This window comes from Micromonospora sp. NPDC049102, assembly GCF_043197485.1.
Lineage (GTDB): Bacteria > Actinomycetota > Actinomycetes > Mycobacteriales > Micromonosporaceae > Micromonospora.
Window position 1 is genome coordinate 1 of record NZ_JBICTE010000034.1, and the last position, 12,596, is coordinate 12,596.

Sequence of the window (12,596 nt, forward strand, 5' to 3'; positions counted from 1 at the left end):
GGTGAAGGCGTCGAACAGCGCCGGGCTCCTCGCGCTCGCGGACAAGCTGATCGAGGAACCCGGCGCTGTCACCGCCCAGGCGTAGGGATCACGCGTGACTTGCTGAGAGACCCCAGTGGACGCTCAGATATTGAACCCAGTACCTCGCCCGGCCGTTGAGACCCACGCCCGGCTCGCCGCTACGACCCCTGAGACCGACCTCCCTCGACTGGCTGCCGGCACCGCAGCGCGACTCTGTGGAGGAGCAGCGAGATGACAGGTGCTGTCGGCACCGACTGCATCGAAGCCGTCAGCACCTGGGTGCCCGCCGGCCAATCGCTCAGCATCAGTGGCGGTCCCGTTCCGGCCGAGGTGTGGGACGCGGTGCCCCTTGCCAACTTCCACCAGGTGTACGTCGAGCCTGCCGCGATAGGCGACGTGCGCGTCAACAACACCCTCCGCCGCCAGCCGCAGGCCGTGGCCGCGCAGATGGTGCATGTGCCGTTGGGACTGGAGCCCGGCCTGGAGGCGGCGGCCGTCCGCGCCGAGCAACTCGGCCTGCCGGTCCTCCTCCGCGCTGCTCGAGCACTCGACCTCAGTGGTCCGCAGGTCGTGCCGTTCGAGGCCTACCCTGAAACCGGTGCGGTGCTCGCGTGGCCCGCCGAACACGTCGGGTACACCGCGTCTGCGAACGGTGGCGCGGTTGCCGTGCGTCGTGTGCCGGCCGGCCTGGTGTTCGCCGACCCGTCGGCGCCTCGTTACGCCGCGGTGATGGAGGCGGCGGCGCGAATGCCCGTGAGCCAGACTCACCTGCGGGTATTCATGCACGAGGATGCCGGATTCGCGGCCGAGGACATCGCCCCCATGATCGCGCTTGACCCCCGGTACAGCGCGCCGGTGGACGTCGTCGTCTGCAATGCCGCCGGGGTGGTCGGCGCCGCCGTGGACCGCCTACGCTCGCTCGCGGCGACACTTTCCCGGCAGGACCAGATGCTGGGTATCGAGGTGCGTGCTGCCAGCGGGATCGTGTGGACCTCGCCCCAGGGCCACGTCATCGCATCCGGTTCCCGCGTCCACGATGACGGCAAGATGCGCCCACAATCCCCTGGCGCGGCCGGCGAATCGTTCTACGCGTTCCGCACTCCCCCACCGGTCAGCGAAGAGCAGGTGGGGCCCACCGATACCGAGGTGATCGATCTCCGGGTAGCGGTTCTGCCGGGCACGATGGAGCCGTCCCCGGGGCACCTGCAGCGGAACGATTGGAGTTCCTGGCATGGAGCGCGCCCGTACCAGGTCCGGCCCGTCACAGAGTGGCCGCAGTACCGGGTCGAGGCCGAGAAATTCGATGCCGCCCTAGCCGGCCATCTGGCCCGGTTGCCTCGGGTGATCAACGCCGCCCGGCAGGCGGTCGAACGGCTGGGAACGGTCATGGGCCAGGCAGCGGCAACAGATGCCGGGTATGGCGCCACGGCCCGCGATCTGGCGACGGCCCGCGAGCTGGACGATGCCGAGGCGCTGATGGCGGCGCTCGCACTGGCGGTCGGCGACGGGGTGGTCGGAGAGGCGCCCACGTTCACCCGGCTGGCGGCCGGACTGTTCGCCGAACCCGAGTACGCCGAACGGATCGGCGTCGACCACGAGGCGATGCGACAGTTAGCAGATTCGTGGCTGCCCCTGCGCGGTCCGTTGAAGAATGCGGCCGACCTTACTCGCGATCCTTTCGCAAGAACAGCTCGCGACCTGGACCACGCCGATTGGTACACCGGGGATGGGGGCGGGGGCGACGCGCTCGACTACGCCGACCGACTTCTGCGCACCTTCGACTGGCTGAACCTCGACCCGGCCCTTCGCAATGACTTCGTCCTCGCACTCGTCGCCACCGCCCCGGCTGGCCCGGACCGCCTCTATGAAGTCCTTCGGGTCGCCGAGGAGAGCCGGACGCCGGTGGCCGTATCCGCCGCCCCCTCCCCTGAACTGGTGTACGAAGAACTCGGACGGCTCGGCGTGTCACGGCTCTCTCTCACACTGGCGGGCATGGAGATGCTGCCCCACGAGGCAGCGTATTACGAGCTGATCAAAGCTAATGTATTCAAGGGCATTAGCCCCGAGGAGTTCCAACACGCGCAAGCCATCAAAGCACTACTCGAAGATTATGAGAATAATAGTATAGGGCCCAAGCCAGAGAACGCAATGTGGCTGACTAAATGGTTCGATGAATCAGGCGCCGACCCTCTACTGATCAAGACCAAGCTCACCATCGCGCACCTGTTGGCGCTCGCGGCCTACACGGGAACGAACCACGCGCTGATCAACGCGGTCGCCCCGCCGGGTGGCCTGTTCCACCGAGCCGCCCGGACGGTCAGGTCAGAACTCGACGTAGCCATAGAGAGGCGCGTCACCGAAATGATCAAGTCGGCATATGGAGTCAACTTCAGCGACACGCCGCCTAGACTCATCTGGCGGGATGCGGAGCTAATTGACTCAAGGTGGCACCTGGAAACCGAGCAGGGCAACAGAGGTGCGATCGAGAAGCTGATGTATGCCCGGGGGAAGCAGATTGCCGCACAATTCGAAGCCGAGGCGCGTGCACACTTCGATATGGTGGTTGACGCACTGACGATTCTGCCGGCAGCTCATGGTAAGGCATTCCGGATCGACCGCAAGCTCAAAGCCGGATTCTCCGAGTACAATGGCGCAACCCTAAGATTGCCTAGCTTGCGAAGCACGTCGGCTAGCGAAGGAGTTTTTGACGGACATTTCTCTAAATTATATCGAAAAACGCTCCTCACCAGGACAGTGAAACTCACCCTGCACCTGGCGGAGTTCAGCGGCCGCGACATCACGCCGTTCTCTGTGCATAGCAACGAAGAGGAGCGGCTACTCCTTCCCACCTCCGCCTTCGAGGTCAGCTCGCGAAAAGTGGTCAACGGCATCGAGGAGATCACTGCTCACGAGATTGCTCCGAGCGGTATCGCCCGAGAAATTTTCTCCTTCGTCCGCGGAAGGGTGTTGCGGGAGATATACGCACTGCGCGTCGAACTCCGCGACGCACAGGCGGTGGTCACCAATGTTCAGCGCGAGACAAAGAGCAACAGCAAGACGGTGAAGGCCCTTGGCATAAAGGCCAACGAACTGAGGATAGAACATGTGTCGGCCAACAGCAGGTCCATTCTTGTAACGGCCGCCGCGAACAGAGCCGAGGCGTCGGTTGCTGCCGCCGCCGAGGCCGCCCGAATAGCACTCGAGCAGGCGTCAGAGATCGATGCGGAAGAGTCTGCCCCCGTGGTAGCTCGGCTCAGACAACTGGTCACCGAAACGGCGGAGGTCAAGTCCGCTGTCAAACGGCACAGGGAGTCTGTCAAGCAGGCCGCCGATCGGGTAAGTAGAGCGGCGTCCCGCATCGCGGACGTTCGGACGCAGGTTAGCGTCGCCGAGAGGGCGGCGGCGGCGGCTTCCCTCGTAGGAAACCAGGCGCTGGAGGCTCTCGGAGATAGCCAACTGAAGGGGAACAAGGCCGACGAAGATCTGGCGAGTGCCTTCGCCAGAGCGAGCAATAGTTCCGCAAAAGATGCTATGGCTGCTTCTGCTGTCAGGAGCGCGGAGGCCAGATGGGTCCGTCTCATCGAATCCGTCACCAAGATTCAAGAACGCCTTTCAGCTAGATCGAGGGACGCAGCAAGGAAAGCCCAAGAGGCAACAGAATCGTTCGACGTCGCTCAACGGGCGTTGCGGGAAGCGCTCACCGAGTTGGAGCGGGCGGTGACGCTGGGACCAGAATTGCAACGACTGAGCGAGGCGGCGGCGAGTCAACGTGAGGTGATAGGCAATCTGGCCGACCAGCTGGAATTGCCAGTGTTGACCGAGTGGGGCGGCGAGGAGATCGCCGATCGCAATTTCGAGCGGTACGTCGGGGCGCACCTCTACCAGATTCCACGCGTACGCGCCGTCGTTCGGATGGCCGTACGGCGTCTGCGCGCGGTGCTGTCGGGGTCGCGGCTCAACAACCGTCGCGACGCACAGCCGCTGCGGGCGTTCGTCCAAGACGATCCCACCAGCGCCGGACAGGTCGGCGACACACTAAGCGAGGAGGAGATTGTTCAAGTACTGAACCGGGGAAACCTACGGATGATGATGACGGCTTTTTACAACGCCGCATATTACAAGCAGAACGAGGAGACAGCCACCCTCAAGACCGTCATCCTAGACATCGTCGAGGACGGCGCCTGGGACGAGGCTCACCGGCTCAAGCTAAATGTCGAACTGTTGCAGCGGTATAGCGCACAGCACAAGGGTTGGCAGCGCGCCGCCATGAACGTCATTACCGCGCCAATAGCCAATGCGCAACCCTACGCCAAAGACCCGTTCGCGTTCGGCAACATCTACGACATCATGAGCACGTACCCCAAATATGAGACACTATCCATCGGGCTGAGCCAACTCGGAAAAATTCCGCGCGTCCCGCATGCGACGTACAAGTTCAATCTCGGCCTCTATGGTCAGACCACCAGGCGAGAACTCGACGACCTCAACGTGGGCCTGCACCCGTTGGAGGAACAATACCAGCGGGAAGCCGGCAACCTTCCGTTCAAGCCGACTCTGGACGCCCCTGACGACGAGGCGATTGACGCGCTCGAGTCTCGCCTGGGTGAGGGTGAGTCAGGACCAGAGTTCCCGTTGCCCTGGTTGACCGGCAGTGCGAAGTACATGATGAAATCCTCGTCGGCCGCGCCATGGACGAATTCCATGCGTCAGGCCGGCATCCCGGCCGTCAGCGCGATTTCGGGCACCACTGTGCGGCTGCTGTGGGCGTACGACATGCTTGGCCTGCCCGCGCAGTCACGCAACGAGTTTCTCCTCGGGATCACGGCCTGGATGCTGGTCACCGACGAACACTCGCTGTACGAGGTGCTACGGGGCGCCGAGTCGGTCGGTATGGATCTGCCTGTGTCGCAGGCCAAGAACGAGACCGACGTGTACGCGATCCTCGGTCGTCTCGGTGTGCCAGATGAGGCTCTGTTGCGCTTCGGCCACGAGCGTCGGCCGGCGCTACGACGGGTTCCCGCAGGGCTCGTGCTGGCCGACCCAGCCGACAGGGATTACGCCGAGAAGCTGCGGTTCGCCCAAGCCTTCCCGCCAGACCCGTCACGGCTGCGTGTCTTCGTCGACAACGCGTCGAGGGCCTTCTCGGTGCCGGACATCGCCTCGTCCATCCGCCTGCATCCGGATTTTGGCAAACCGGTCGACGTCATTTCCTGCGACTTCGTGACCGCGCCCGAGGCGCAATCACCGGCTGCCGAGTTGTCCAAGCACCCCCTGATGCATGGCATCGATGTCGTCGCCGCCAACGGAACGGTTTGGACCTCCGCCATCGGCCACGCCTTCGTCGCGCCCAAGGTCGCTGTTGGCAGAGACGGCCGAATGCGACCCGGTACGCCTGGCAACGGGACGTTCCACCGCATCCGCACGACGCCGACAGCACAGGATGGACCGCACCTCACCGAGATCGAGGATCTCGACACGCCGCTACTACCCGGCACGCCGTACCCGCGCCTCCATCAATCACCGGCGTGGCACGGCGCGGAGGCCCTCGGGCTGGATATCCATGACAGCGCTCTGGACGCCCCCAACGACGTGTACCACCAATTCGGCGATCCGGGCGCCGCACCGGCCGCGATCGCCGCCGAAGAGCCGAGCTCTCCGGTGGAGGCGGTCGAACCGGTGGAGGCGATCGCGCAGCCGAGTTGGCCGCTGCGACTGACCGGTGGTCCGCTGGCGACGGGATCGTCATCCAGCCGCTGGCACGTCACGGCACACGGCGACGTGTACGTCGTTTCCTCGAACACTGCGAGAGTGCCGGACCGCATGATCGGTGAGTTGGCCGCGATGGCTGACGCCGAACACCCGGTGATCCTTCTGGACACTCCGCGCGTCGGCCACGACCTGCTGCCCGCCGACATCGCCACGGTGAACTATCTGCTCGAACAGCTCGCCCAACGCGGCAATCCCCCCGTCGTGATCACCCGCGGGCCGGTCACTCTGGATCTCCTTGCCGTGACAGACAGGTACGGTGTGACGATCCTGCACACGACCACGCAGAAGTCCGACAGTTCCAGAATGGGTCTTGATACCACCTACCGATGGACCGTCGCCTCTCCTCGCCAGCACGGGCAGCCCCACACCCCCGCCGAAATTCTGGATGTGATCACGCCCGACGTGGTGCGCACGGCGGCGAAGAAGGCCCAAGCGAGCAATCCCGTGGCGCGTGTCGACGACGCGCTCGGCGAGTTGATCTGGGCGGTGGACCTCAAGACGAGCAAGGCCGTCTTCCAACGGCTACGGGCGCGCTGGTCGGCCGAGCAGATGAAGGCGAACCTGACCGAGGTCGAGCAGATGATCGACCGGGTACCCAACCAGCCGGAGTTGAGTGTCTTCGCGCCGGTCCTGGAGTTGGGCGCGGTCGGCCACGAAGATGTCGTCTTCGACTACGCGACCGCCGACGAGACCCAACGACCCAAGGTCCTCCTCGACTCGGTGGGCCGACTGGACACCGCCGGACAGCTCAACACGCCAGTCGACGTCGACGGCGGCCTCACCACCGGCCAACTGGCGGACATGGTCACCAAGGTCGGTGTCACCGACATCTCCGCCTCGGTACTCACCGTCATCGGCGAGGTCAAGGCCGGCAACTTCGAGAACGCCAATGCCTTCATCGAAGCCAACCGCGGCAAACTCACCGTCGCCCAGAAACAACAATGGGTGGACGCCATCGCCGACCTGCGCCAGATCATGCGGGACAACGACGCCCAACTCCACATCCTGGCTAACGGCATCCTCAACTGCTGACGTACCCCTGACCTCGGGCGGGGCCTGGGCACGCGGTCAGCGGAGGCGGTATCGCCCGTCGGTGATCACGCAGTCCACACGGGATCGTCGTCAACCGGACGGAACAGCTCGGCGAGCGCACGGTGCAGCGCCACGTCCCCGACCTGCGGCACTCGGTAGGTGTTGCGCTGTGCCTGCTGAACCAGGCTGGGATCCGGAGCGAGCCCGTACTCGCGCAGGTAGTACGTCACAGTGTCGGTCCACACGAACGTCCCGTCGGTTCGGTACGACATCGGCACCACGTCACCCCGATACGGATCGACGACGTCCGCCATGAGGTCGGTGGTTTCGAGCACACCGACACCCTGGTCGAGGTAGCGCAGCAGCTGTCGCCGCTCCGGATCGGACATCCGCCCATGGTCATCGGCGAAACGTGGTCCCCCGACGGCGTCCACGGAGTCGAAGACACGGGCCAACTCGATCGGCGCGACCACCTCGGCGGCCCACAGCAACGCCGATGACGCTCGGGCACGCTGCAGATGTGCGGGTTGTTCCGTACCCGTCGCATAGGACTCCACCAGCGGCAGTTCCACACCGGTAGCGATCAACGCCTGCATCACCGCACCGGTCGCCTCGGCCAGCTCGGTCACCGGGGCATCGAGCTCGAGCACATACACCCGTTCGCCGGGCCCACGCCAGGAACGCCAGAGCGCGACCGCGCCCGCGAGTCGAGCTGCCTCAGCTACTGCGGCGCGGTCGGCCGCGTCCATAGCCGCGTCGCTGGCCGGCTCAGGCCCGCTGGTGAGGTCCAGTACGGGCGGCATCTGTTCGGCTGGTACGGAACCCGGTTCAACGGGCGTGAACGCGATCCCGGTCACCGCGGCCGACACCGGCACGGGTGGCTCCACACCCTCGGGAAGGTACAGGCCGAGTAGCTGGCGATCATTCTGATGCAACTCGGGGTTGGCGTCAGCGACTACTTCCGCCGCTGTTGCTACGTCGCCCTCGGCCAGGGCGAGGCGGGCTTTCACCAGCGCCTCGTCGGGCATGTGCGTCGCCGCCCGTAGTAGCAGTCGGTGGAGCATCGCCTCCGGTGGCGCCGCGATGTACGTATGCATGGCGTCAACCCCCCGTGTCGTTCTTGTCTGCCAGCACAGGAGAAACCTCCGGATGAACGTCGAACCAGCGCGGAGAACCGGCCCCGGGACGGACGAGCATGGTCCCGCTGTCAAATTACTGCCGCCGTCGCGCCGACGCCATCCGGACACCTCCGGGCGCCACACCGCTTGTCTGTGGCTCGTGCAGTGCCGTCCAGGTCGGAGCTTGGCCTCCTTGATCTGCTTGGTGAGCAAGTCAGCCCGTCGACGTCTCATCGCGCTCCACGCGGCGACGATACCGCCACCTGATCAGCCATTCGCGTCGATGCGCCGTGTTGGTCTGTACGCGGGCCGCCGATTCACGACAGGCTGGCACGATGCGGAAACTGACCTTCGGTATGAACGTGAGCCTGGACGGTTACGTCGCCGCGCCCGGTGACGATCTCGGATGGGGTGTGCCGAGCGACGAACTGTTCCAGTGGTGGTCCGATCGGGTGGCGGCGACGGGCACGGCCCTGTACGGGCGCAGACTGTGGGAGGCGATGAGTTCCCACTGGCCGACGGCCGACCAGCAGCCCGGTGCCACACCGCCGACGGTCGAGTTCGCCGGCCGCTGGCGGGACATGCCGAAGGTGGTGTTCTCCTCGACGATCGACGCTGTCGACTGGAACTCCCGGCTGGTCACCGGCGACGCGATCACCGAGATCTGCCGACTCAAGGGCGAGGACGGCGGCCCCATGGACCTCGCCGGCGCCACCCTCGCCGCTGCGGCCATGCGGGAAGGGCTGATCGACGAGTACACGCTCGTCACCCACCCGGTCCTGATCGGCGGCGGCAGGCCGTTCTTCGCAGCCATCGACAACTGGGTGAACCTGACCCTGGTGGAGACCCGGACGTTCCCCAACGGCGTGCTCCTGACCAGTTACGAGACCCAGCGCTGATCACACCGGCCCCGCAGCGATGTGTTCGGCGCACGGTCGGGGCGATCAGGATAGTCGCGCGGCCACTTCCGCCGACCATGCGAGCGACCCGGCCGCCGGGGATGGACCTGCGCGATTGCTGACGCACGGACCCGACCGGTCAGAAAAGTGACGCAAGCCGCGTACACGTTCTCCCGGTCGCCCAGCGGTGGTGACACGACAGCCGGGGCCGTCGCGAAGCTGATGGTCTGCACCGGCGGCGGCCCGGTGGTGTGCGATGGAGATTCTTCCGTCGAGGATGCCGTGGACGGCAAGGGGATCGATCCGGCCGTCGTCCTCGGCCAGGTCGTCTCGTTCGCCCTCGACGTGCCCTGGAAGGCCGACCTTGTCGAGGAACGACTTGTCTGGCCGGAGGGTGCTGGTGAGGACCGTGAGTACGAGGGGCCGTGGGTTCTCGTGCTGGGCGATCGAACCCGTGACGTGCTTGCGGAAATCCCCGACGGCCGCCTGCCGGGCCTGGCCGAGCAGTGGTCACGCATCGAGGAGTTGTCCCGCTACAGCGACGTGCGGCCAGAGGTCATGCTGTCTCGCTTGCGAGCGTTCGTTGGACTGGCCCGCCGAGCGCGCACGAACGGGGAAAGCATCTCGGCCTTGATCGCCTGCTGAGGAGGCGACCCGTGAGCACCCTACCGACCCTGCCAGCCTGCCCAGAACCCGCGACCATCCGGATCGAGCTGTACAACGCGGAGTCCCTCGACGCCTGCGCGTATACCTGCGTCGACCACACCATCCGTGCGACAGCAGCAATTGCACGCGCCGGCTTGGAAGCCCACCTGATCGGCATGGCACCAGACGTCGTGCGGTCCTGCGGGCACTTGTTCGTCTTCCCGACCGGCAATCTTGCCGACGCCCTGACCGCTGTGACGCATCCGCGCTGGTGCGACCGGGACGACTGCGCGCGTCGAGGTCAGCACCACTCTCGTGTACGGGGCGTGGACACTGACCGGGCGGAAGCACCGAGCGTGCACGCGGTCTTGATCCAGGCCCTGCACCCGTCCGCCCAGCCAATGGTGCGCATCGAAGACGACGCCGCAACCCGCCTGCTTCTCTCGATCCGGCAGACACGGGTACTGCGGTACCGCCTCTCCCACCTGCTCGCCATAGCGATGGCCGGGCACCACCAGGGACACGACGATGGACGGGGCGCGCCGGCAGGGTGACGACACCTGGCGGTAAGGCCAACCAAAAGGCACCGGAAGCCGGTGCCGACCCGTCGCGTCGGTGCCATATGATGCGCGCGTTCCACACGGGGGCACGGGGAGAAACACATGCGACGGTACGGCTGGGCGGCGCTCACGGCCGCGTTGATCACGGTGGCGATGGCGGGCTGCGGCACGCCGGCCGGCACGGACGGTGACCTGTCCGACGACTGGCGGCCGATGGCGGCGGCGCAGCAGTTCGTCCCGAAGGCCGACGAGTGCCACCTCATCGACGCGGCCACGTCGTACCTGGTCAGCTACTCCCCCGTCGACTGCGTCAAGACCCACAAGGTCGAGACCTTCTACGTGGGCACCTTCACCGGCGCGCTGGCCGACCGCACCGCGCCGCCCAAGACGGAGTCGGCGACGCTACGGTCGACCTTCGCCGACTGTGACAGCCGCGCCAAGAAGTTCGTGGGCGGCGAGTGGCGTGATGCCCGACTGTCGCTACAGGTCGTGCCGGCGTCGCCGGCCGCCTGGTCGGGTGGGGCGCGCTGGTACCGGTGCGACATCTATGAGTTGAACGAGGTCAGCGGCCCGAACGGCGACAGTGACGCGGCGATCGAACGGGCCGGCTCGCTGCGGAACGCCCTGGCCAGCCGCTCCCCGCTGCACTACGGGTGCATGACCGAAGACAAGTGGAAGTTGCTACGGCCGGTCGCCTGCACCACCGGACATCAGTTCGAGTACGCCGGCACCTGGACGGCCCCGGATCGCTCCTGGGCGGATGCGACCCGGGACGAGGACCCCGTCCACGCGGCCTGCCGGAAGGTCATCGCGCGGTACGCAAAGGTGCCGGTGGACGCCAATCTGGTCTACCGCACCGGCACCTCGTACCGTTTCCCGAACCGCCTGCTGTGGGAGCGCGGTGATCGCGGCGTGCGCTGCTACTACTGGTCCGGTGGCACCACCGTGAAGCGCTCGATCGCCGGCGGCGGCACGAAGGCCCTGCCGATCCAGTAAGGGCTGGTCAGCTCGGCCCCAGCAGCGCCGCCAGCGCGGCGTCGCCCTGCCCGAGCTGCGACCCGCCGGGCGGTGCCACCACCAGGAAGCGCCGGCAGGCGTCGAGTTCGACGTACCACTCGGGTCCGCTTCCGTCGGCGGCCCGGAGCACCGCGAAGCGGGACGCCGGGGTGGCGCAGTCGGCCGCCGGTCGGGTGCCGGCCAGCCCCCGGAGCACGTCCGCCTGCCGCTCGGGTGGCAGCGGCCGGCCGTACACGAAGTCACCGGCGGGTTTGCCGCCGCCTCGCTCGGACGGCGGCACCTGGTAGACGCAGAGGCGCAGCGGCCCGGCCTTCGATACGGCGGCCGGCGCGACGCGACCGGGACGTCCGACGGTGCCCTCGACCCACACCATGTCCGACCAGCGCTGCGCGCACCCGGCGGCCTCGGCCTCCGAGGATTCGACAACCCCGACGGTACGACTGTCGACGGTGGTCAACCGCAGCCCGTCCACCGCCGCGCGTACCTCCGGGCGCGGCTTGCCGCAGGCATCCATCGGCAGGTACGGCCGCAGCCACCGACCCTTGTCGTCGAGCAGCGCCAGCCAGGGTGGGACGAGCAGGTCGGCGGTGCAGGCGATCTCCCCTGGGCCCCTCTCCTGGTCGGCCAGGCCCAGCGCGGCCACCAGCGGCCCGATGTCGTCGGCGCGGCGCTCGGTGGCCACCTGCTCCCGGCCGCCACCGGCTCCCGGCACGACGTTACGGCCGCACAGCACGGCGGCGAGCGGGACGAAATCCGGATCCATCCGCCCGACCCGCGGCTCGATCCCGGCTGGCGTGGCCGACCCACCCGCCCCCGGGGGTACGGGCAGCATGGCGCCCGCCTGCGGGGCGATCTCGGCGCACGAGGTCCACTTCTCGACGATCTCGGCCGGGCCGGGGCCCTTCGGCGTGCTGGCCGGGCCCGCGCAGCCGGCCAGTGCCAGGCCGCACAGCCCTACGCCGAGAAGCGCCGCCACCAGAGTCGTCCCGCCTGAGCGCATCCCGCTCACCACCTCTCTGCCGTGGGATCAGACGGGTGCGGGCCCGACGGGGTTCCCGCGTGATGTCGCCGACCATGGGTGACGCCGCCCGCCGGGGCGGGAGCGTCCGTCGGCAGAATGGCCGGATGGCACATCTGGGACTGGTCGCCCTGCTGGTTGACGAGTACGACGAGGCGATCGACTTCTACGTCGGCGGGCTCGGCTTCGAGTTAGTGGAGGACACTCCCCGCCCGGACGGCTCACGCTGGGTGGTGGTGCGCCCTCCCGGTGCCCGCGAGACGGCGCTGCTGCTGGCCCGCGCGAACACCGCCGAGCAGCAGGCGCGGGTGGGCGACCAGACCGGCGGACGCGTCGGCCTGTTCCTGTACAGCGAGGACTTCGCCGCAGCTCACGCCCGCATGGTCGCGGCCGGCGTGCGGTTCCTGGAGGCGCCACGACACGAGTCGTACGGCTCGGTGGCGGTCTTCGCCGACCTGTACGGCAACCGGTGGGACCTGATCCAGCCCCGCAGCGCAGAGTGATGACAAGACGACAC

Annotated in this window: 8 protein-coding genes; 6 read left to right on the forward strand and 2 right to left on the reverse strand. The window is 67.0% G+C overall.

The annotated features are described in order from the left end of the window. Positions 1-252 precede the first annotated feature (252 nt). Entirely contained in the window at positions 253-6,822 is a 6,570-nt protein-coding gene (locus tag ACGFH9_RS25695; protein ID WP_393223917.1) for a hypothetical protein, read from the forward strand. A gap of 65 nt (positions 6,823-6,887) precedes the next feature. Here the strand turns inward: ACGFH9_RS25695 and ACGFH9_RS25700 are convergent, their stop codons facing one another. Continuing rightward, positions 6,888-7,919: a hypothetical protein gene (locus ACGFH9_RS25700; RefSeq protein WP_393223920.1), complete on the reverse strand. Its 1,032-nt coding sequence runs from the start codon at positions 7,917-7,919 to the stop codon at positions 6,888-6,890. A 356-nt stretch (positions 7,920-8,275) separates the two neighbouring features. Between ACGFH9_RS25700 and ACGFH9_RS25705 the strand changes: the two genes are divergently transcribed. From ACGFH9_RS25705 to ACGFH9_RS25720, 4 genes are all read left to right on the forward strand, one after another. Further along, positions 8,276-8,839, forward strand: a complete 564-nt coding sequence (locus tag ACGFH9_RS25705; RefSeq protein ID WP_393223923.1) for a dihydrofolate reductase family protein — start codon at positions 8,276-8,278, stop codon at positions 8,837-8,839. A gap of 147 nt (positions 8,840-8,986) precedes the next feature. Next, a complete protein-coding gene (locus ACGFH9_RS25710) occupies positions 8,987-9,484 on the forward strand; it encodes a hypothetical protein (RefSeq protein WP_393223925.1) in 498 nt (165 codons plus the stop codon). Positions 9,485-9,495: 11 nt separating this feature from the next. Continuing rightward, positions 9,496-10,038 (forward strand): hypothetical protein, encoded by a 543-nt coding sequence (locus ACGFH9_RS25715; RefSeq protein ID WP_393223928.1) that lies wholly within the window; start codon positions 9,496-9,498, stop codon positions 10,036-10,038. Positions 10,039-10,146: 108 nt separating this feature from the next. After that, entirely contained in the window at positions 10,147-11,040 is an 894-nt protein-coding gene (locus ACGFH9_RS25720) for a septum formation family protein (RefSeq protein ID WP_393223931.1), read from the forward strand. 7 nt (positions 11,041-11,047) lie between these two features. Here the strand turns inward: ACGFH9_RS25720 and ACGFH9_RS25725 are convergent, their stop codons facing one another. Continuing rightward, complete coding sequence (locus ACGFH9_RS25725; RefSeq protein ID WP_393223934.1) at positions 11,048-12,061, reverse strand: hypothetical protein; 1,014 nt, start codon at positions 12,059-12,061, stop codon at positions 11,048-11,050. Positions 12,062-12,186: 125 nt separating this feature from the next. On the opposite strand from ACGFH9_RS25725, the gene ACGFH9_RS25730 reads away from it, so the two are divergent. Beyond that, positions 12,187-12,582 carry a VOC family protein gene (locus ACGFH9_RS25730; RefSeq protein WP_393223938.1) on the forward strand — a complete coding sequence of 132 codons (396 nt, stop codon included), beginning with the start codon at positions 12,187-12,189 and terminating at the stop codon, positions 12,580-12,582. Positions 12,583-12,596 lie beyond the last annotated feature (14 nt).